The following is a 20,693-nucleotide window of genomic DNA, read 5'->3' as shown; positions in this document are numbered from 1 at the left end:
AGGTAAAAAATGAATATTACAGATGAAGAGTTATTAATGATTGAGCATTTAACTTATTTAAATGAAAGTGTAGCAAAAGACGCTGACATAGATGGGTTTACTACGGTAAACTTAAAAGAATTTAAAGGTGATCTGATAATACGCATAAACCCTTAATTTTTCATACCATTTTGTATTTAATTATTGTTAAATATGTGAACTTGTGTTATTATATATTAAGTGGTAATTTTATACAATCTGGTATTAGAAAAATATATAAAGGGAGGTCTTTATGAAAAGATTAAAAAGAATCTATATAATACTGCTGTCAGCAGTATTAATAATCGGAGGGAGCGGATGTGAATTGAATAACAGTGAAATTGTAAAGGAAGAGCAAGCAGCTCACGATGAATGGCTGAGGTGGAGAAAAGAGTTTCTTGCAGAACAGGAATTGCCAACAGAATATTCTCAATTAAGCGATTCACAGAAAACTTCAGAAAAAGCAATATATGAAATGATTATGTATTTGCAGGATAAATACGGCATTGAATTCGAATACACAGGATATGTAAGACCTCAGATATTGGAAGATGAATATTTGACTGCCATTCCTAAAGGTGGGAATGAAAAAACAGACACTGTTACAGTAACTCGTCAGGATGATGGCACGCTTACAGACGATTATCCAAATGTAGTCGTGAGACCTTTTTATGAACAGATGATTACTGATTATATTGAGGATTATTTTGGTTCGGATCAATTTAAAGTATATGCAACTGTAAGTAGTTCGACTATGCAGAGTATAATTGATAATTCAGAAAGTATTAAGGTTAATGATATTGGCACAAGTACTGTTATTTTTATTGATAATGATATTTGTTCTAAACACGAAATAAATCAATTAACCAATTCTTTGGGTAATTGGCTTCAGAATAACAAGATATTTGGTGTTATTCAATTAATTTTACTTAATAAAGATACAGAAGTGATTAATTTATGTAGAGATAATTATAGCAAACTTTTGAGTAAGCAAGAATATGTAATTAGATTACGCTGTATCATTCAAGAAGGCAGAGAAATTAAAATACTAGGAGGAGAATAAAAATGAATATTACAGACGAAGAATTATTAATGATTGAGCATTTAACTTATTTAAATGAAGATGTCACAAAAGCTGCTGACATAGATGGGTTTACTACGGTAAACTTAAAAGAATTTAAAGGTGATCTGATAATACGCAGAAACCTTTGATTTTTCATACTATTTTGTATTTAATTATTGCTAAATATATAAAATTGTGTTATTATATATTAAGTGGTAAATTTATACAATCTGGTATTGGAAAAATATATAAAGGGAGGTCTTTATGAAAATATTAAAAAGAATCTATATATTACTGCTGTCAGCAGTATTAATAATCGGAGGGAGCGGATGTGAATTGAATAACAGTGAAATTGTAAAGGAAGAGCAAGCAGCTCACGATGAATGGCTAAGGTGGAGAAAAGAGTTTCTTGCAGAACAGGAATTGCCAACAGAATATTCTCAATTAAGCGATTCACAGAAAACTTCAGTAAAAGCAATATATGAAATGATTATGTATTTGCAGGATAAATACGGCATTGAATTCGAATACACAGGATATGTAAGACCTCAGATATTGGAGGATGAATATTTGACTGCCATTCCTAAAGGTGGGAATGAAAAAACAGACACTGTTACAGTAACTCGTCAGGATGACGGCACGCTTACAGACGATTATCCTAATATTGCTGTAAGACCTTATTATGAACAGATGATTACTGATTATATTGAGGATTATTTTGGGTCTGATAAAATAAAAGTATTTTCTAAAGTTACTGAAACAACTATTGAAGATCTTGATAATATATCAGCGGAAAAAATGAAAGGAAATGTATCATCAAGTAATAAAATATTTATTGATGGGTCTGTGTGTAAAGAAAAAGAAGTTAATATTTTTACATCCGAATTAAGTATGTGGTTAAATGATAATCAATTGTTAGGAACTAATTGGATATATTTGCTTAATGATAAAGTCTCTTTATCAAATATAACCCAAGCTAACTATAAAGATTACTTTGATAAAAACTATGTATCAGTAAGTACAGGTTGCAGTGTACAAAGCGATAATAGAATACAAATATTAAATTAAGGAGTTAAAAATGAATATTACAGATGAAGAGTTATTAATGATTGAGCATTTAACTTATTTAAATGAAAGTGTAGCAAAAGCCGCAGGTTTAAAAGGAATAGAGCTTGTTGAAAACAGGAGTATTTATACATTATTATCAAGTTTCGACTCAACCGCGATAGCAAACCTTGAAGCTAAAGGAGACGAACCTTTGGCGGCAGAGGTCAGCGGTTATGAGTGGGCGCAAATAATAAAATATTTACAAAATAATACAAGGCTAAATAAGTTAGTTCTGACAGAAACAATGGAAACACCAAAAGGAGTTCCATTGGCGCTTTGCTTTACAGACGGTACGCCTGATACGAGAGAAGCGATAATCGCATTTAAGGGAACAACCGGAGGAGACGAATGGAGCGATAACGTTGAAGGAGCTATACTTCGCGATACGCCCGACCAGATTGAAGCTCTTGAATTTGTACAAGGCTTACCATATGCCGATATAACATTAACGGGTCATTCAAAAGGCGGGAATAAAGCTAATTATATAACAATATTGTGCGATAAGGTAACACGCTGTGTTGGCTTTGATCCTCAGGGATTTTCACAGCTCTTTTTAAATGATCCGAAATACAGTAAACGAATTGAGGAAAGAGCGAGCCTTATAAAGAATTATTCCTTGTCTACTGATTTTGTACATATATTGCTTTATGAATTGCCCGGAGCAAAGCAGATATTTTGTAAAGGCTTTGGTGTAGATAGTACAGGACAGCATCATAGTCCCAATTCATTCTTTTATACAGATTACTATGGAAATCTTGTTTTGGATGGAATATTTGAATTCCCTATGTTTGTTGAAAGTGTTGAATCTGAATCAGTAGCGCTGCTTCGGGGATATGTTCGCTATTTGCTTGAAACAGGAAGTGAAAAAGAAGTAAAAGAAATGGTTGATTATATATCCGGAATAATGTATAGGAAAGATAAAGGCAGTTCAGAAATGATTGACTTTGCTTTTAGCGATTACGATAGATTGTCAACGATTGTCGGCGGCTTATTAAGCTATGTTGATAAAAACGATATAAGCGACAGAGATATTGAAAATCTTGTGATTACATTATTTGGCAGCGATGTTGTTGGAAAAATTGTAAGTCTTGCTGTTAATCAGGGAATAGACGATGATGACAGCGACCCTATTTTTACAAACTTAGCTTGGTTTTTAGCGGATAAATTATTATCATTAAAAGATATAGATTTAAGCGATATAATAAACCGTTCTGATTTTAATAAATTATGGGGCTTAATTAATGTGAAATTCAAGGATTTCAATAAACGTAATGACATGGAGCCTCCTAAGATAATACAAATTTTGAATGATGTAGAAATGTATATATACAAAGAATTATTATCCGGAGAATATGATTTAATTGACGGTACTCCCGGTAATGATCATTTGCGAAGCGGTTCTGGAAATGCCATGATTTTTGGTTTTTCAGGTGATGATACCTTAGAAGGCTCTTTTGGTGATGATATAATTTTAGGCGGCTTAGATAATGACCGTTTGTATGGTGGGAGCGGCAGCGATTTAATTTATGATATGTATGGAAATAATCTGATGTGGGGAGAGGATGGAAATGATATAATATACGCTGGTGATGGAATAGATCATTTATATGGTGGTATAGGAGACGATTATCTTTTCGGCGGCGATGGAGACGATATACTTAATGGAGAAGAAGATAACGACAACCTCTATGGAGAAGAAGGAAACGATGAGCTTCATGGAGGAGGAGGAGATGATGATTTATTCGGCGGAGATGGCGATGACATTCTTTTCGGCGATGACGGAAATGATTATTTAGAAGGCGGCAACGGTAATAATACCATGTATGGAGGCATAGGAAACGATACCTTTGTAGGCGGAGAAGATATTGATAAGATGTACGGCGGTTTGAATAACGATACATTCTACGGAGGAAACGGCCCTAACTATATGTACGGCGGTGAAGGCGACGATAACTTTACCGGCGGCGAAGGCTACGACTTCATAGAGGGCGGTAACGGCAGCGATACTATGAACGGCGGAAATGGATTCAATGAAATGTTCGGTCAGGACGGGATTGATTACATTTACGGCGGTAATGATAACGACTATATCGACGGCGGCGAATGCGACGATCATCTCTATGGCGGAAACGGAGAAAATGAAATATACGGAGGAGCCGGAAACGACACTATCTATGACGGAAACGACGGAAGCCATATTTACGGCGGTAAAGATAATGATAAAATATTTGCCGGCGGCGGAAACGATGTAATTGATCCGGGAGAGGGCGACGATTACATTCAGGACGATCACGGCGACGATACGATTATTTTCAAGGCGGGCTATGGTACAGATACTATTTCCGACGCCGCGGGAAATAATACAATACAACTTTCGGGACTTTCAATGTCAGACGCGGTTATGTCAAGAATAAACGGAAGCGACCTTATGATTTCATTCGGCGCAGATAATATCATTATAAAGCAGTACTTTGACGGAGCAGGCTTCCAGAATTTCAATATCAACGGTACGATGATAAACGATCTGATAACAACACTGCACGGCTCCGACAGTAGCGACTGGATATCCGCTTGGAGCGATAATGGAGTTACAATAAAGGGTGAAGGCGGTAATGATACTATTAACGGAGGAAACGGCGATGACACCCTCGATGGAGGAACAGGAAACGACTGGCTTTACGGAGGAAACGGAAACGATACATATATCTTCGGCAAAGGCTACGGAAACGACACGATTGAGGATTGGGGCGGAAGCAGTATCGTAAAGCTTAAGGACATAAGTTCAAGTGAAGTTACAATAACAAATCTGTGGGATTCCACGCTTGAAATGACTGTAAACGGTACCGAGGACAAGCTTACTATTAACGGCTACAAGTGGAATCAGGGCGGATATACCTTTGAATTTGCAGACGGAGCAGTAGGAACAGTAAATAAGGATACATGGGAGCTTGAGCTTAGTCAGCCTGCGAGCAATGATGCAATTGTTCAGGAAACCTCTGAGGAAGAAATTATACAGGCGAGTGCAGATTTGCTCAGCGATATGTACGCTGACGACAACGTTACTTCTGAATTACTCACAGAAACAAGCGGCGCCGTTCTGATTGATTCATCAAGCGCTGTTTCAGAGGCAAAGGAAACAGAGGAAACCGCAGATCAGACGGATATACAGGTAATGATACTGACCGAAAATATGTCCGCTTTCGGTACGGAGAACAACGTTTCTGACTGCATGAGCATTAGCGATCCGATGCAGGATACGTCAGCTTTGAATCAACTGCTTGTCGGTACGCAGGCAGAGTAATATAAATTCTGATTAAAAGTGCGGCAGTAAAAAAAGCTGCCGCATAATTTATGTAAAAAGGAAGTCGAAGCATGGAGAAAAAACAAGACAGCGGACTTAGCTGCTTTATGATAGTTATGAAGTTTCACGGTATACCTATCACAAAAGAGCAGGCTGAAACGCTATCAGTTCTTGATCCCGAACAGAAAACCGGAGAAATAGAAATAATAGAATCCGCAAAGAAATTGAAAATGCGGGCAAAGCTTTGTAAGCTGAATTTAAAAAAGCTGAAGGACGTAAAGGCGCCGATTATTGCAAAGAATAAAAATGACGAATTTTTCATCATAGCTAAGTCCAAAGAAGATAAATATATGATTCTCTTTGCGGATAAAACACAACCTGAAATCAAAAGCCGTGAAGAACTTGAAGAAATTTGGGATGGCACAGCGATCCTTATTACCAAAAAAGGAATAATGGACAGAGAAGCGGTATTCAGCTTCAAGTGGTTTATACCCACGATACTGAAATTCAAAAAGGAATTTATACAGGTACTGATAGCCGTATTTACAGTACAGATTTTAGGAATCCTTACTCCCGTTATGACTCAGGTCGTTGTGGATAAGGTTTTAGTCCATAGAAGTATGTCGACGCTTAACGTGCTTGCAATCGGCATCGCAATTGTATACATATACGAGCTGATTCTGTCCCTTGCCAAAAACTATGTGTTTACCCATACGACAAACAGAATAGACGTAATGCTCAGCTTCAAGCTGTTTCGGCATTTGTTCGCACTTCCCTTGAAATACTTTGAATCAAGACGAGTCGGCGAAACGGTGGCGAGAGTAAGAGAGCTTGACAGTATCAGAAATTTTCTGACAGGCACTCCGCTTTCCTCAATGATAGATTTTATTTTCATAATCGTATACATAGTAGTATTGTTTTTCTACAGCAAAATGCTGACAGTTATCGTCCTCTGCTCTATACCCGTTTACGCAGTACTTTCGGCTATAGTTACTCCCCTTTTCAAAAAAAGACTGGACGAAAAGTTTGAAACGGGAGCGAACACTCAGTCCTTTTTGGTTGAATCCATAACGGGAGTGCAGACCGTAAAATCCTATGCCTTAGAGCCAAAGTTCGAGAAAAAATGGGGCGATTTGCAATCCGATTACGTAAAGGCAAGCTACAAAACCTCTATGGTTTCCGCAACCGCCGGAACGACCGGACAGTTTATTCAGAAGGTATTCGACCTGTTGATTCTGTTTTTCGGCGCAAAAGCGGTAATGGACGGTAATTTTACAGTGGGGCAGCTTGTGGCGTTTCGAATGCTTTCCGGCAGAGTAAGCGGTCCTGTTTTAAGACTGGTACAGCTTTGGCAGGAATATCAGCAGGCGTCGCTTTCAGTAAAAAGAATCGGCGATATTTTTAATACAGCCCCTGAACCGATTCTAAACGCAAATCAGACTGCTATGCCCGGCGTTCAGGGTAAAATTATATTCGATCAGGTGCATTTCAGATACAATCCGCAGGGCGGAGAGGTTATCAAGGGAATGAGCTTTGAAATAGAGCCTGACACCATTGTAGGAGTTGTAGGCAGAAGCGGTTCGGGAAAGAGCACCATTTCAAAGCTGATTCAAAGACTTTATTTGCCGGAGGGCGGTAAAATATCCATAGACGGTATGGATATTTCACTTGTGAATCCCGCAATGCTCAGAAAGCAGATCGGAGTAGTATTGCAGGAAAACTTTATGTTCAACGGAACCGTCGCGGAAAATATTTCAATTCACTGTCCAACAGCAAGTATGGAGCAGATCATTCATTCTGCAAAAATAGCGGGCGCGCATGATTTTATCCTTGAACTTCCTAACGGCTATGAAACGATTATCGGCGAGAAAGGCATGGGACTTTCCGGAGGTCAGAAGCAAAGAGTCGCTATTGCGAGAGCAATACTTAACAATCCCAGAATACTTATATTTGACGAGGCTACGTCTGCTCTTGACTATGAATCCGAGAGTATAATTCAGAATAACCTTAAAGAAATATGCAAAGGAAGAACAGTGCTTATTATTGCTCACAGGCTTTCAACGTTAAAGGACGCGCAGAAAATCATGGTGATTGATAAGGGCAATCTTGTGGAATACGATACTCATGAGAATCTGATGAAACGGGAAGGGCTGTATCATTATTTGTATAACCAGCAGAAAAGGGGCGATATTGATGGATAATAAGCTGACGGAATACGTATTGAAGCACAGCAAAAACAAGGATAAGGAGCTGAAGTATGATTTTATGCCGTCCTTGCTTGAAATTATTGAACGCCCTGCCCATAAAGCGGGAACAGTAATTATTGTTGGTGTATTTACACTTCTCATTGCCTTTGTTGTATGGGCTTGCCTTTCGAAAATAGACGTGGTAGTTACTGCCGGCGGAAGCGTTCAGCCGTCAGGAAATGTAAACGTGGTGCAGGCCTATTCAGGCGGAACAGTAAAGTCAATAAACGCTGCCGAAGGAGAATATGTGAAAAAGGGAGACGTTCTGATAGAGCTTGATACGGAATCCCTTGATATTGATACAAACCAGCTTAACAGTCAGAAAGAAATTCTTGAAGCACAGCGGAAAATATATACAAAGATTAAAAACGGCGACGATATTTCAAAGATTAAAATTGAAGATTACGAAGCTGAGCTTAAACCGTATATTCAGTCAATTCTGGACGCAGACGCAAGCTATAATAACACTCTTGACAGTCTTAAGAAGGATAAGGAAAACGCCGATTTAAATCATCAGATTTCACAGCTGCAGCTTGAAGAATACGAAGAAAGCGGAACAATCCGTCAGGCTGAAATGCAGGAGCTTATAGTAAAGCAGAACGAGCTTGCGCTGAAACAGTCGGAAACAAAAATAAAGGATACAAAAACCCAGTACAGCGCACAGATCAATTCAAAGCTTTCGGAGATAAGCGGTCAGCTTGACGAAATAGAAACCAACCTTGAAAAATACGCCTTGTCTAAGGATTATCAGTATATAACGGCGCCTGTAAGCGGATATATAAACAACGTAAATGTGAACACCGTCGGAGCGGCGGTAACGAACGCGCAGGAGCTTGTAACGATAGTACCTGATAATATGCCCGTTGAAATGGTGTGCTATGTAAAGAATATGGATATTGCCGACATAGAAATCGGAATGGAAGCGGAAATCAAGCTGGAGGCGTACCCGTATAACAAGTACGGAACGGTGAAGGGAAAGGTGAAATATATCAGTCCCAGCGCGTTTGTCAGCGAGCAGACGGGCAGCGTTTATCTTGTGAAGCTTGAAATTACAGATAAAAATGATGAGATAGATGTGATTTCAGGATTGTCCGGAAGCGTGGAAATAAAGACGGATAAGAGAACTGTTATGGATTACTTCCTAGAGCCTATTAAAAAAGGCTTCGGGGAAGCTCTGAGGGAGAAATAGTTTTGAAATTGACACCTCCCCCCTATCACAGTGACGCGGGAAAGCTAATAAGATAAAGGAATATATATAAATACAAAGAGAAGTGTATAGATTAATATTCAAAACGGAACGTGTAAAAGCGTTCCGCTTTTTTTGTCTGCGAATTTATTAATTGTTTTACTATGCTTAATAACAATAAATAAGAGTTAATATCCAAACTGCGCGGAAACGTATTTCTAAAAGGCTATATTAATGTCAGATGAATTATTTATACCATTTAAGCACATATTTCGGCATTAATATAAAAATATAGACGGCTTAGTGGTATAATTAAATATTAGTAAAAGCAACCAATAAAACCAAAGAGTAAACAAGCTTTTAAGGCGTGTTTAGCTCAAACTCTGTTGTGCTTTAAAGGCAGAACGGAGCTTTTTTATGCCTGTTTTTAAGTGGCAGTGCTATATTGCCGAATATCCATAGCCTTTGATCTGATTTAAAACTTATCAGATCGGAGGTGAAAAGATGAAGAAATACATAATAAACGTGAAAAACACGTTTACGGATAAATATGAAAATATCGAGGTCAGTGAGGAAGTGTATACAGCGTATATGAGGACAGGCTGGAACATCAAAGATAACGATGATTCGTTCTTTAAGCATCAGATTCAGTTTTCAGTGCTTTTAGGAAATCTCGACGACGCAATAGAAAATTTCAAGGAGCTGGTGAATTCAAAAGAAGATATAGAAGAAATTGCTGAGTTGAATATTGAATTGAAAATACTTTTCAAAGCAATGAAACAACTGAGTAATGACGAATTGAAACTAATATCACTGATATATTTTGAGGACAAAACAGAACGTGAGTGTGCTGAAATTTATAATATTAGTCAGAAAAATATCAAAAAAGCGGATTTTGTGCAAACTCAACAAACTCATAAAAAACTATAAATTTTAGGGGTATCAAGCCCCTTGCAAATACCCCTATACAAGTGAAAGGGGAAATAAGGCTCCTTTAGAAGGTAACTTGAAAATTGAATAACAGCATCAGAAATACGTTAATCCTGCGGGCGGTATAAAATCTCGGCAGCCAAAGAAGCCATACGCTTGCGGTAAATATGAAGCTTCAAAATCCGAAACAGCTTTTCGGAACGGCAATGAAACGCAGGAGGATAATGATACTTCCGTCCAGTCACAGCGCCCCTTGACCGGGGAATCAAGCAATGAGGGCGGCTCTGTGAGAACCACAGAGGGATGAGATTTCCATGAGACCGATAAGCTGTCGGTCGTTTCCGGTATTCCGAACGTGATCGGATAAAACGCTTTTTAAAGCGTTGGATAAATTTCACGATAAATCGTCTGATACAACGAATCAGACAAAGGCAAAACGATAAAAGCTTGTCCGCGCCGTAATCATGTTTATTCCATAAAGGAAAGCGGATATAAAGGACGGCGCGGATATAGCTTAAACGCGGGAAATTCCCGCGCTTAAGCTATATAAACGACAGAAAGAGCTGATTAAATGAGTAATGTTTCTAAGGATAAAAGACGCAGAGAGGAATACGGCTGGCAGTCTATGGCCGGCAACGGATCAGGTATTTCGCTGAACGTTCCCTGCGTCAGATTACCGGATGATCATAAATGCAAGGGCTGCATATGGTACAGCAGGGATACCGACGTTCTGTATTGTCCGTTTGCCAGATGTATAAGGAAAGGAAGCGCTAAAAATGCTGATTAAGCGGGGAGATATATTCTATGCGGACCTGAGTCCCATCATAGGTTCAGAGCAGGACGGAATACGTCCCGTTCTGGTTATACAGAACGATACGGGAAATAAATACAGTCCTACCGTTATAACGGTACCCATATCCTCCAAAAAGAAAAACAGCCTTCCGATCCATGTTCCTCTTTCGGGAACGGAAGTACTGCCGAAGGAATCAATGATCCTGACGGAGCAGATAAGGACGTTAGACCGCAGACGGCTGAAAAAATACTTGGGTTCTCTGGATAATGAGATAATGGATAAGGTCAATGAAGCGCTGAAAATAAGTATGGGGGTTGAAGATGATGAATAAGTACGGTCAGGCGGAGTACGCCGCGGAAATTCTAAAACAGATAACTGAAAAAATGCTCTCGGCAGGTATTATTACAGACGAGCAGAAAAAACGTCTTGACAAGCAGAATATAGACGATTGCTATAGTCGTTTCTGCACAGTATTGGCGGCTTGAATTTGTCAGGTTTGATGATACCATTCAATAAAAAAATGTGGTATTCTTGTTGGTAAAAAGAATAAAGGAGTGAGGAAAATGCCTGCGGTTACAGTGATACAGCCGACAATAACAGAAGAAAAAACAGCAAAAATGCGCTGCGCCGCCTATTGCAGAGTAAGTTCTGACAGCGAGGATCAGCTTAATTCCTTTATGGCGCAGACAAAGTACTACAGTCAGCTTTTTGAGGATTCAGAAACGGAAGAGCTTATCGACATATATGCCGACGAAGGGATAACGGGAACACGCGAGGACAAGCGCGGCGAGTTTCAGAGGATGATGAAGGACTGCCGCAGAGGTAAGATAGACAGGATCTATACGAAATCTATCAGCAGATTTGCCCGTAATACAAAAGACTGTCTGAAAAATGTAAGAGAACTGAAATCCCTTGGAATAACGATATTTTTTGAAAAAGAAAATATCGATACCGCAAAGATGACCGATGAAATGATGATAACCATTATGGGCGGTCTTGCGCAGGAGGAATCGACTTCGATCTCGCAGAACTTACGTTGGGGAATAAAAAAGCGAATGGAAAACGGCACAATAAAAATGTGTACTCCGCTTTTCGGGTACGACCTTGTAAACGGAGAGTTAGCTTTAAATTCCCAAGAAGCCGAAATAGTCCGGCAGGTATTTGATTGCTATCTGAACGGCAGCGGCACTGCAAAAATAGCTAAAACGCTAAACAGTTTAAACGTCCAAAGGAAAGGCAAACCATGTCATTGGACTGCGGGTACAGTTAAACTAATGCTGACTAATGAAAAATATATCGGAGATCAGCTATTTCAGAAGAAGTATACAACGGATACGCTTCCGTTCAGACAAATGCTGAACAAAGGCGAACGTGAGCAATACTATTATTCACAAAGACATGAACCTATAATTTCAAGAGAAGATTTTGATAAGGTTCAGAAAATTTTAAACGAGCATAAAAAATCATTTAAAGGAATAAAAGACAGCCGGATATTTTCAAAAAAGCTTTACTGCGGAGAATGCGGTTCAACATTCAAGTTTAAATGCGGCAATAATAAAAATTATTGGGTGTGCAGGCTGCATGATACAGAGTCCGACAGATGTTCAAATAAGCAGATTTCAGAGGTAAACGTAATATCAGCATTTATACGTCTATACAACAAGCTGTATTTCAATTATAAAGAGATACTTCTCCCCTCACATACCGCTCTTCAGAATCTTAAGCTCAGAAAGTTCAGCGGTCAGGCTCAGGTAATGGAAGTCCGCAAGGAGATCGCAAAGCTTCGGGAGCAGTCTCATGTTCTCGCGCGGCTGAAAACAAAGGGATTTCTGGACGAGGCAAAATACATTGAGCAGACTGCGGAGCTTACAGCTAAAATCAATAAACTGCAAACGGAGCTGAAAAAGCTTACATGTTCCGACGATGAGGATGAAACGCTTGATCAGATTGAAATGCTGATCGACTTTTTTGAAAAGCAAGATGATCCTATAACTAAGTTTGAAGAATCGGAATTTGAAAGCATTGTTGATAAGATTGTTGTCATAAATCAGCATGAGCTGGAATTTCACTTGATCGGTGGATTGAAGTTTAAAGAAAAAATATAGACCGCATTGACAATTTAGCGTAATTGTGATAAAATATATTCAGGAGGCGATGATTATGGATATGAATATGATCAGACCTGTTTCGGATTTAAGAAACAATTTTGCCGATATTTCAAAGACCGTTCACGAAACCGCACAGCCTGTTTTCCTTACAAAAAACGGTTACGGCGATATGGTAGTTATGAGTATGGAAGCGTTTGAGAAAATGCATTTTGAAAGCGACGTATATTTCAAGCTTACCGAAGCTGAGCGTGAAGCTGCGGAAACCGGCGAACGCTTTTCGTCAAAAGATGTTTTAAGTGCAATGAAAGCGGCGGCGAGAGATGAATAATGTATACAATTGAATATTTGCCGATAGCCAAAAGTGATATGGTTGACATTGCAAAATATATCGGCGTAAAGCTTGAAAATCCCGAAGCCGCTGAAAGACTGGCTGAGAAAATGATTGAAGCTGCTGAAAAGCTGACGGATATGCCGTATAAGTGTCCGGTGTATATTCCTGTAAAACCGCTGAGGCATGAATACCGCAAGCTCATAGTTCAGAATTATATCATGTTTTATTGGGTCGACGAGGATAAAAAACGCATAACAATAGCAAGGGTTGTTTACTCCGGAAGAGATTATGAAAACCTATTATAGCGAAATGCCTTATGATAAAAAATCGTAAGGCATTTTTGTTGATATTGGTACTGGATATATTAAAAGCCTTGTGGTATTCTTATTGGTTGAAAGGAGTGAAATCAATGCCCAAAAACAGAGTTATCCCGTTTGGTTACTGTATGAGAAACGGAGAAATAACCGCCGAACCGAAAGAAGTCTATGCCGTATCAACGATTTTCAGCGAATATCTGAAAGGCGGCAGCTTGCTTCAAATAGCAAAGCTGATGGAAACTGAAAAAATCAGATATACCGCCGATTCTGATAAATGGAACAAAAACATGGTCAAGCGCATAATAGAAAATGAGAAGTATTTAGGCAACGATAAATATCCGCAGATAATTGACGAAAATATTTTTAAGCAGGCAAATGAAAAACGGGTACGGAAAGCCGCTGCGCTTAATCTGATATGTGATGATTTAAAAGAAATCAGAAGGATTGCATACTGCGCCGAATGCGGAGGAAAGCTTTTCAGAAAAACTAACGGCAAGGGACGTGAATACTGGAACTGCTCAAACCAAGGCTGCTTTAAATTTGAATATCGGCTGACGGATCAGATGATAATCGGAGCTGTATTAACTGCTCTGAACTCTGCTATTGCAAATCCAAGCTTAATAGAATGCGAAAGCGAAATCAGCGCCTACTCCCCCACTTCCGATATTCTTCGTCAGCAGAATGAGATCAGCCGGATGACAGATTCTCCACAGGTGGATTTTGAAAAAGTCAAGGCGGAGATTTTCAGACTGGCTGAAATAAAATACGAGCGCTGTACATACAGCGATAAACCGCAGAAAACAGCTAAACTCATATCCTTACTTAAAAATCATAATCAACTGAATACATTGGATATCGGCTTATTCAAGGCGTGTGTTTCACGGGTTTGGATAAGCCGTTATTGTACCGTAGAGGCCGAACTGATAAACGGAGTAAAAATTAAAAATACTACAGAAAAGAACAATTCCGCTTCAATAAGGAGGGAAAATGATGAATACAGCGCCGAATGTCAGAATAATACCTGCGAAAACGCAGACTGCGGAAAATCGTGATAAATATCATCAACTTCGTGTTGCCGCATACTGCCGTGTCAGCACAGAACAGGAGGAACAGCAGAACAGCTATCAGGTGCAGATCGCATACTACACCGATTTGATTAACAGAAAAAAAGAATGGACTCTGGCCGGAATTTTTGCCGACGAAGGGATCAGCGGTACTCAGACAAAGAAAAGAACGGAGTTCAACCGCATGATCCGTATGTGCAGAAATAAAAAAATTGATCTGGTGATCACCAAATCAATATCAAGATTCGCCCGAAATACAGTTGACTGCTTAGAATATGTCAGACAGCTGAAAGACCTTGGAATCGGAGTAATATTTGAAAAGGAAAACATAAATACTCTGACCATGACTTCGGAATTTATGATAGCTCTGTACGGCAGCTTCGCTCAGGCGGAATCGGAATCAATAAGTAAAAACGTTTCTTGGGGTAAAGAAAAAGCATACCGTAACGGTAAAGTTCCGTTTCAGTACAAGCATCTGCTGGGGTATAAAAAAGGAGCTGACGGAAAGCCGGAGATAGTTCCCGATGAAGCTGAAACGGTGAGAGTTATATACGATCTCTTCCTTGACGGCTTCAGCATGACCGATATTGCCAATAAGCTGACGCTTTCGGGCAGAAAAACAGCTCACGGAAATACGGAATGGCACAGGGAGATAGTAAGGTCTATACTGAGAAATGAAAAATATGCTGGCGACGCTTTAATGCAAAAAACCTTTACCGTTGACTGTATCACTCACAAGGTAATGAAAAATAACGGAGAGAGGCCCATGTACCTTGTGACCGATCATCACTCTCCAATCGTAGACAGAGATACCTTTAACCGTGTTCAGCAGGAGCTTGCAAGACGTAATTCCAAACGGAAGATTTCGGATAAAACAATCACGGAACAAGGCAAGTATTCAAGCAAATATGCGCTTTCCGAGCTTCTCATCTGCGGAAGCTGCGGAACTCCGTACAGACGGCAGATATGGAACTCAAACGGTAACAGATACGCTGTATGGCGGTGCATAAGCCGACTTGAACACGGAAAAAGATACTGTACTAACTCGCCTACTTTAAAGGAAACAGTTTTGGAAAAAGCTATTCTGAATGCGGTAAACGAGTATTTCAGCTGCCGGGATGAGATAGCAGAAATACTTAAAGCCAATATCGGCAGCGTCTTGGAATATCAGGGGCAGGATGAGATAATATCGATAGAAAACCGCTTAAAGGAAATCGATCAGTCGAGAAACGATCTGATCGGGCTTATAGCTTCCGGCGGTTGCGACGAGGATAAGCTGGACGGCGAATTCGAAAAGCTTTATATGGAAGAACAAAGCCTTAAGGAACAGAAAGAGGACTTAAAAGAAAAAATGCGTTTATCAGCCGATACGCAGGATAAAATCGATTCGGCTATGGATATGATAAAGGATGAAAGCATGAAGCTTGAATTTTTTGATAACGTCATAATCCGGAAGCTTGTAGAATGCATTAAGGTTAAAAGCAAGACGGAGCTGCTCATAATTTTCAAGGGCGGAGTCGAGGTTCAGGCAGAGATGAAATAAGAATATCGGAATAATTTTCCTCTTGAAAAGCCTAATTTGTTGATATATAATTAAAACATAGTTAAAACTAATTCAATAAAAAAACGGATATCCGAAAAGATACCCGTCGAAAGATGTCGTAAAATAAATCGTTTTACGAAATTCACAAACAGGCATAGAACAGCGCTAACACGCCAGCCGATTGACGTATTTGCGTTTTAATTTTTCCGAGGAATGGACATAAGTATTCAGAGTTATTTTTACATCTGAATGTCCTAAAAGCTCGCTTAAAGTCTTAATATCAAACTGCTTTTCCACGCACATTGTAGCGTAGGTATGGCGCAGAGCATGGAATGAAATATCGGATATTTTACATACCGCAAGAATTTTCTTGAATTTATGCTGTAATGTTCTTGGCTCGGTCGGTTTTTCCCTGCCGGAAAGAATGAAAATATCAGGCTTCTGCCTGAACTTTTTCAGCATTTCAATAATAAATAAAGGAATATAGACTATTCTTGCCGAGCTGTCCGTTTTAGGCGTATCAATGGAGATAACGGTTTTTCCGTTGCCAAGCGATATTCTCTGAACGGTTTTGCTGACTGTAAGACAGCCCCGTCTGAAATCTATGTCCTTCCATTGCAGACCGCATAATTCACCGATTCTTAAACCCGTATACAAACACAGCAATATGCTGACGTTGCATAAGCATATATTATCAATAAGGTACTTTTCAAGCCTTTTACGTTCCCTGTCCGAAAGCGTTTTTGCTTCGGGCTTCTTTATTTTCGGAACGGTTATTCCGTCGCAGATATTTTTAAGACCGTATTCAAGCTGAGCGTATTTTGCGATAGCTCTTAACGCTTTGATAATATCTCTTGTCATGCTTACCGACAGATCGCCTTTTCCGTCCTTTCTGCCGCTGTTCATTAAGGACGAAATATATTCATTGATATGCTGCTTGTCAAGAGCAGTATATTTTTTGTCCCCGATATCAGCAAAAATATGGTCGTTCAAAAGCCTTTTATAGTTGTTATATGTAGACGGTTTAACGGTCATCTTTTTATTTTCAAGCCATTGTTCCCCAAGGAATCTTATTGTCATATTTTTCTTTCCTGAAAGCCTGAACATAGTTATTAATTCTACTTTTCCCCTTTGTCGAATTGTAGGTTTTTACACCATATACAAAAATCGACATTTAATTAGTGCATTTTGCACAAGAATTTCGTGCCTATTTTTGGTATATTGGAAATCAAAAATATTAAATTAATATGTTATACTGTAAACAGTTAAATAAAATCAATAAAAACCATAAAACAATTTAGTGTATGGTATTTCTTATTATATCAAATAATTATTTGATAGGGGAAAATAGAATGTTAATTTTATTTAGCTGTTTGAAGCTTGACAATAGAATATTGAATAACAAGGTGCTAAAGTCAATTAAAATTTATTGATAATAATTCCGGAATTTATTATATAAGAAAATGCCTTAATAGTGAAAGGAGCAGGGAATGTTAAAAAAGAGACTGTTTTCAATGTTTTCTGCTGCAGCGCTGACTGTAACAATGGCTTTTAATGCGTCGGTAAGCGTGTCAGCAGAAAAGGACATGAATATTAACGGAACGTATAATCAGGGCACAACGATCAGTACGTTTCTAAAGGAAAATTACGAGGGCTACGGCTCAATAGAGCTTGGCTACGAGTATCTTTCCATACCGGAAACACCGTCCGCAACATTCGGTCTGATAGCATTTGATACGGAATGGGGAGGCTGGACTACTACTTCTGTAGGACAAAGCAACCCGGAATTAGGCGTGGATTATACGAGCATTGTCGGTATTGAACAAATAGAATCAACGCTTAATACAGGAAAAGACGCTTACGGCTTTAATCTTATAACGGACAATTTCGGAGAAGGATCAGTAAAACTAAATTATGTCAGGCTAAATGACAAGCAAGGAAAAGAAGCTGAAATAACCGGAGAATGGACAAAGGGAACAGCTTCGGCTATGACTGTAACAGGAGATACCGATATAAAGGTTGACGCCAATGAATATAACATATATATGTCGGGATTCTCGACCTATGGATTTACCAATCCGACAGTAGACGTTACAGTAACCTACAATGCACAGGCTGAGGGCTACAAGGAAGCCGCTTTGTATTACGTTGATAACTATAATACTTCGACGGAAACATGGACGCCTGTAGATTCCGATACATATAAGGCGGTTGAAGCGAACAAGACAGTAACTTACTCGTTTAAAGTTGACGATACCCGTCATTCGCTGTTCGCTTGCTTCGACGCTTGTACGGTAACGAAAATAGAAATTTATGATAAAGTACCTGATGATATTGTCATCACAGGCAATTGGACAAAGGGTACTGAATCAATTATGACAAGCAGCGATCCGAATGTATGGCTTTATGCGGGACCTGATAACATTTATGTGTTTAATTTCACATTGGACGGTTATCTGAATCCAACAGTTGAGGTGACGGCAAATTATACGTCAATTCCGGCAGACGGAAGCTATATGCAGGCTGAGCTGTACAGCGGAGGCGCTAAAATTGCGGGAGATTACGTTCCGGTTACGGAAACAGGCGAAAAGGTGTATAATTTTGATATAAGCAGACAGCTTACATCATTTAACGTATGCTTTGACGGCTGCACAGTGACAAAGGTAAGAATTTATGACAATCGTTCACAGGTGCCTGAAATCATTATGAATAAAACTGCTTCTCAGTTAGTTCCGATGATGGGCAAGGCGTGGAACTTAGGTAATGCGCTTGACTGCACTACTAACGGTACAGTCGGTGAAACCCTGTGGAATAATAAAGTACCTGTAAGCAAGGAACTGTTTGATCTTGTTAAGGCAAGTGGCTTTGGAACAGTAAGAATCCCTGTGTCTTACATGGACAAGATTGTTCAGACTTCCGATGGAACGTACATTATCGATTCAGCATATATGGCAAGAGTAAAACAGGTAGTGGACGCGGCTCTTGACGCGGGACTTTTTGTAATCGTTAACATTCATCATGACGGAAGCGACGGAGTTCAGAGCAAGTGGATAGACATAGGTAAAACCGGAACTGAATTTGAAGCTGTTAAAACAAAGTTCTCTGACGTATGGACTGAGATTGCCGGAACTTTTGCAGATTACGATCAGCATTTGATATTTGAGAGCATGAACGAAGTTATGATACACGGACAGGAAAATACGGCTTCTTCACCTGCTTATGCAAATATCAACACGCTTAATCAGGCTTTTGTAACGGCGGTAAGAGGCGTTGACGGAAATTCAGACAGATGTCTGCTTATACCGGGTTACAATACAAATATTGACGCGACTGTAAGCGGTCAGTTCAAAAAACCTGATGATACAACCGAAAACAAGCTTATGCTTTCCGTTCATTATTATGATCCATACAACTTTACTCTGAATGAACAGGGTACAGACGAATGGGATTTTGACACAGATTATATGGAAGGTCAGCTGCAGAAAATTTCTACATTTGCAAACGGACTGAATATGCCTGTTGTTCTTGGAGAATACGGAGCTATTTATAAGGGTAATGATGATTATAGAGCTTATTATATTGGAAACTTAAATTTAATAGCTAAATCATATAATATAGTTACTGCTTATTGGGATAACGGATATACCGGACAATATGGTTTCGCTTTATTTGATAGAACAAGTAATACTGTTACATCATCCGGAGAGATTTTAATAGATGCGATTAACGGTATATATTAAATTTTATATACAGATTGTATAACAACAAAATAATAAAAAATTGCTATTGCCTTTAGTGGTGATAGCAATTTTTTTGGGGAAATTGGAGGGATTAAATTGGAAATAAAATTTAAGCGTATAGTGAGCGCTTTTTTAGCAAGTATGTTGGGTTTAGTAACATCAATTTCTGGACTATGTGTAAGTTCTGATTTTTCGCATATTTTCACCTATAAAGAAAGCAATGGTAATAATGTATTGGTGGGTTTAGTGGATAATTATCAGGACTTATTAGGTGGTATAACTGAGATTACATTACCTGAAACTTACGACGGAAAAACTTGTACATTAAATGCAACAACTTTTCAAAAAAATACGTATTTCACAAAGATAGTTGTGCCCAAAACGTATGTGGACATAACCGGATTTATGAATTGTTCATCAGTTAAAGAAATAGTATTATTAAATGATAATGAGGTAACTTTTAAATTAGCTTGTTTAAGCGGCTGTACTGCACTTGAAAAATTAGAAATATATGCTTCCAATATATCGGGAATACCTGCTGTGGCGACATTTAAAAATGTTCCGTCAACAGCAGTTGCATACGTTAAAAATGAAACTGTAAAAGAACAATTAGTAAACTGGCCCGGAAATATTGTGGTTGATCCGAATATGGAATATGGGCAGGGCAGCGATTCCGGCGTAAATAAAACAGCGCTTGAAAGTAAAATTGAAGAGGCAGAAGCATTCTTGGCAGAAATAGATAAATCACAGTACAATAATGTAGAAGCTCTGGAAACAGAGCTTGAAGAAGCAAAAACAGTATATAACAATGAATCTGCAACACAGGACGATGTAAATAATGCGCTTCTTGATTTATCAACAGCGCTGACTAACGTTGTGAAAAAAACAGATAAAACAGCTATACACTAACGGAGCTGAAGGCTGTACAGTCGATCTTCCTTTAACC

19 protein-coding genes are annotated in these 20,693 nt (G+C 38.9%); 18 read left to right on the top strand and 1 reads right to left on the bottom strand.

Annotated features, from left to right (window positions below; all coding sequences use genetic code 11):
• Positions 1 to 9: 9 nt before the first annotated feature.
• From ACYQ0N_RS06440 to ACYQ0N_RS06365, 16 genes are all read left to right on the top strand, one after another.
• A complete protein-coding gene (locus ACYQ0N_RS06440) occupies positions 10 to 156 on the top strand; it encodes a hypothetical protein (protein WP_460162214.1) in 147 nt (48 codons plus the stop codon).
• A 115-nt stretch (positions 157 to 271) separates the two neighbouring features.
• Complete coding sequence (locus ACYQ0N_RS06435; protein ID WP_460162213.1) at positions 272 to 1,081, top strand: hypothetical protein; 810 nt, start codon at positions 272 to 274, stop codon at positions 1,079 to 1,081.
• A gap of 2 nt (positions 1,082 to 1,083) precedes the next feature.
• Positions 1,084 to 1,230, top strand: coding sequence for a hypothetical protein (locus ACYQ0N_RS06430; protein WP_460162212.1), 147 nt, complete (start codon positions 1,084 to 1,086; stop codon positions 1,228 to 1,230).
• Between the two features lie 115 nt (positions 1,231 to 1,345).
• Positions 1,346 to 2,149: a hypothetical protein gene (locus tag ACYQ0N_RS06425; protein ID WP_460162211.1), complete on the top strand. Its 804-nt coding sequence runs from the start codon at positions 1,346 to 1,348 to the stop codon at positions 2,147 to 2,149.
• 10 nt (positions 2,150 to 2,159) lie between these two features.
• A complete protein-coding gene (locus ACYQ0N_RS06420) occupies positions 2,160 to 5,489 on the top strand; it encodes a Tle-like phospholipase domain-containing protein (RefSeq protein ID WP_460162210.1) in 3,330 nt (1,109 codons plus the stop codon).
• Positions 5,490 to 5,560: 71 nt separating this feature from the next.
• Positions 5,561 to 7,690, top strand: a complete 2,130-nt coding sequence (locus tag ACYQ0N_RS06415) for a type I secretion system permease/ATPase (RefSeq protein WP_460161987.1) — start codon at positions 5,561 to 5,563, stop codon at positions 7,688 to 7,690.
• On the top strand, positions 7,683 to 8,924 hold the full coding sequence (locus ACYQ0N_RS06410) for an HlyD family efflux transporter periplasmic adaptor subunit (protein ID WP_460162209.1): 1,242 nt from the start codon (positions 7,683 to 7,685) through the stop codon (positions 8,922 to 8,924). The genes ACYQ0N_RS06415 and ACYQ0N_RS06410 overlap by 8 nt, the downstream gene beginning before the upstream one ends.
• A gap of 501 nt (positions 8,925 to 9,425) precedes the next feature.
• A complete protein-coding gene (locus ACYQ0N_RS06405; RefSeq protein WP_460162208.1) occupies positions 9,426 to 9,851 on the top strand; it encodes a sigma-70 RNA polymerase sigma factor region 4 domain-containing protein in 426 nt (141 codons plus the stop codon).
• Between the two features lie 571 nt (positions 9,852 to 10,422).
• Complete coding sequence (locus tag ACYQ0N_RS06400) at positions 10,423 to 10,638, top strand: hypothetical protein (protein ID WP_460162207.1); 216 nt, start codon at positions 10,423 to 10,425, stop codon at positions 10,636 to 10,638.
• Positions 10,628 to 10,975, top strand: coding sequence for a type II toxin-antitoxin system PemK/MazF family toxin (locus tag ACYQ0N_RS06395; protein ID WP_460162206.1), 348 nt, complete (start codon positions 10,628 to 10,630; stop codon positions 10,973 to 10,975). The genes ACYQ0N_RS06400 and ACYQ0N_RS06395 overlap by 11 nt, the downstream gene beginning before the upstream one ends.
• Complete coding sequence (locus tag ACYQ0N_RS06390; protein WP_460162205.1) at positions 10,965 to 11,129, top strand: hypothetical protein; 165 nt, start codon at positions 10,965 to 10,967, stop codon at positions 11,127 to 11,129. Before ACYQ0N_RS06395 ends, ACYQ0N_RS06390 begins: the two co-directional genes overlap by 11 nt.
• 78 nt (positions 11,130 to 11,207) lie before the next feature.
• A complete protein-coding gene (locus ACYQ0N_RS06385) occupies positions 11,208 to 12,749 on the top strand; it encodes a recombinase family protein (RefSeq protein WP_460162204.1) in 1,542 nt (513 codons plus the stop codon).
• A gap of 55 nt (positions 12,750 to 12,804) precedes the next feature.
• A complete protein-coding gene (locus tag ACYQ0N_RS06380) occupies positions 12,805 to 13,080 on the top strand; it encodes a type II toxin-antitoxin system Phd/YefM family antitoxin (RefSeq protein WP_460162203.1) in 276 nt (91 codons plus the stop codon).
• Entirely contained in the window at positions 13,080 to 13,388 is a 309-nt protein-coding gene (locus tag ACYQ0N_RS06375; protein ID WP_460162202.1) for a type II toxin-antitoxin system RelE/ParE family toxin, read from the top strand. Before ACYQ0N_RS06380 ends, ACYQ0N_RS06375 begins: the two co-directional genes overlap by 1 nt.
• A gap of 104 nt (positions 13,389 to 13,492) precedes the next feature.
• Entirely contained in the window at positions 13,493 to 14,452 is a 960-nt protein-coding gene (locus ACYQ0N_RS06370) for a recombinase family protein (RefSeq protein WP_460162201.1), read from the top strand.
• Positions 14,388 to 16,007 (top strand): recombinase family protein, encoded by a 1,620-nt coding sequence (locus ACYQ0N_RS06365; RefSeq protein ID WP_460162200.1) that lies wholly within the window; start codon positions 14,388 to 14,390, stop codon positions 16,005 to 16,007. The genes ACYQ0N_RS06370 and ACYQ0N_RS06365 overlap by 65 nt, the downstream gene beginning before the upstream one ends.
• 165 nt (positions 16,008 to 16,172) lie before the next feature.
• Here the strand turns inward: ACYQ0N_RS06365 and ACYQ0N_RS06360 are convergent, their stop codons facing one another.
• Complete coding sequence (locus ACYQ0N_RS06360) at positions 16,173 to 17,087, bottom strand: tyrosine-type recombinase/integrase (protein WP_460162199.1); 915 nt, start codon at positions 17,085 to 17,087, stop codon at positions 16,173 to 16,175.
• A 410-nt stretch (positions 17,088 to 17,497) separates the two neighbouring features.
• On the opposite strand from ACYQ0N_RS06360, the gene ACYQ0N_RS06355 reads away from it, so the two are divergent.
• Both ACYQ0N_RS06355 and ACYQ0N_RS06350 read left to right on the top strand, forming a co-directional pair.
• Complete coding sequence (locus ACYQ0N_RS06355; RefSeq protein WP_460162198.1) at positions 17,498 to 19,747, top strand: glycoside hydrolase family 5 protein; 2,250 nt, start codon at positions 17,498 to 17,500, stop codon at positions 19,745 to 19,747.
• Between the two features lie 96 nt (positions 19,748 to 19,843).
• Positions 19,844 to 20,656 (top strand): hypothetical protein, encoded by an 813-nt coding sequence (locus ACYQ0N_RS06350; protein WP_460162197.1) that lies wholly within the window; start codon positions 19,844 to 19,846, stop codon positions 20,654 to 20,656.
• Positions 20,657 to 20,693 lie beyond the last annotated feature (37 nt).

Source organism: Ruminococcus sporogenes, from assembly GCF_054655175.1.
This window is presented reverse-complemented; position numbering and strand designations above follow the sequence as displayed.

Excerpts from the sequence above, each read along its gene's own strand:
- ACYQ0N_RS06390 (WP_460162205.1), top strand. The coding sequence starts at position 10,965 with ATGATGAATAAGTACGGTCAGGCGGAGTACGCCGCGGAAATTCTAAAA.
- ACYQ0N_RS06370 (WP_460162201.1), top strand. The coding sequence starts at position 13,493 with ATGCCCAAAAACAGAGTTATCCCGTTTGGTTACTGTATGAGAAACGGA.
- ACYQ0N_RS06405 (WP_460162208.1), top strand. The coding sequence starts at position 9,426 with ATGAAGAAATACATAATAAACGTGAAAAACACGTTTACGGATAAATAT.
- ACYQ0N_RS06380 (WP_460162203.1), top strand. The coding sequence starts at position 12,805 with ATGGATATGAATATGATCAGACCTGTTTCGGATTTAAGAAACAATTTT.
- ACYQ0N_RS06440 (WP_460162214.1), top strand. The coding sequence starts at position 10 with ATGAATATTACAGATGAAGAGTTATTAATGATTGAGCATTTAACTTAT.
- ACYQ0N_RS06385 (WP_460162204.1), top strand. The coding sequence starts at position 11,208 with ATGCCTGCGGTTACAGTGATACAGCCGACAATAACAGAAGAAAAAACA.
- ACYQ0N_RS06400 (WP_460162207.1), top strand. The coding sequence starts at position 10,423 with ATGAGTAATGTTTCTAAGGATAAAAGACGCAGAGAGGAATACGGCTGG.
- ACYQ0N_RS06415 (WP_460161987.1), top strand. The coding sequence starts at position 5,561 with ATGGAGAAAAAACAAGACAGCGGACTTAGCTGCTTTATGATAGTTATG.
- ACYQ0N_RS06395 (WP_460162206.1), top strand. The coding sequence starts at position 10,628 with ATGCTGATTAAGCGGGGAGATATATTCTATGCGGACCTGAGTCCCATC.
- ACYQ0N_RS06360 (WP_460162199.1), bottom strand. The coding sequence starts at position 17,087 with ATGACAATAAGATTCCTTGGGGAACAATGGCTTGAAAATAAAAAGATG.
- ACYQ0N_RS06435 (WP_460162213.1), top strand. The coding sequence starts at position 272 with ATGAAAAGATTAAAAAGAATCTATATAATACTGCTGTCAGCAGTATTA.
- ACYQ0N_RS06430 (WP_460162212.1), top strand. The coding sequence starts at position 1,084 with ATGAATATTACAGACGAAGAATTATTAATGATTGAGCATTTAACTTAT.
- ACYQ0N_RS06365 (WP_460162200.1), top strand. The coding sequence starts at position 14,388 with ATGATGAATACAGCGCCGAATGTCAGAATAATACCTGCGAAAACGCAG.
- ACYQ0N_RS06420 (WP_460162210.1), top strand. The coding sequence starts at position 2,160 with ATGAATATTACAGATGAAGAGTTATTAATGATTGAGCATTTAACTTAT.
- ACYQ0N_RS06375 (WP_460162202.1), top strand. The coding sequence starts at position 13,080 with ATGTATACAATTGAATATTTGCCGATAGCCAAAAGTGATATGGTTGAC.
- ACYQ0N_RS06425 (WP_460162211.1), top strand. The coding sequence starts at position 1,346 with ATGAAAATATTAAAAAGAATCTATATATTACTGCTGTCAGCAGTATTA.
- ACYQ0N_RS06410 (WP_460162209.1), top strand. The coding sequence starts at position 7,683 with ATGGATAATAAGCTGACGGAATACGTATTGAAGCACAGCAAAAACAAG.
- ACYQ0N_RS06355 (WP_460162198.1), top strand. The coding sequence starts at position 17,498 with ATGTTAAAAAAGAGACTGTTTTCAATGTTTTCTGCTGCAGCGCTGACT.